Source organism: Colwellia sp. BRX10-1 (assembly GCF_014077545.1).
Classification (GTDB): Bacteria; Pseudomonadota; Gammaproteobacteria; order Enterobacterales; family Alteromonadaceae; genus Colwellia_A.
In genome coordinates this window covers 1-222 of record NZ_JACGWC010000153.1, presented here as the reverse complement: position 1 = coordinate 222, position 222 = coordinate 1, and the positions used below count along the sequence as shown (strand labels likewise).

General features: G+C 33.3%; 1 pseudogene. It reads left to right on the top strand.

From position 1 onward, the window contains the following. A pseudogene (locus tag H4J75_RS19920) lies at nucleotides 1-222 on the top strand (GGDEF-domain containing protein); the annotation flags it as partial.

The following is a 222-nucleotide window of genomic DNA, read 5'->3' as shown; positions in this document are numbered from 1 at the left end:
ATTATCGCTAATGAAGAACTAAATTTTCAAAATGAAGAGAAAGAAAAACGAGCCGCCGAACTGATTATCGCTAATGAAGAACTAAATTTTCAAAATAAAGAGAAAGAAAAGCGGGCCGCCGAACTGATTATCGCTAATGAAGAACTAAATTTTCAAAATGAAGAGAAAGAAAAACGAGCCGCCGAACTGATTATCGCTAATGAAGAACTAAATTTTCAAAAT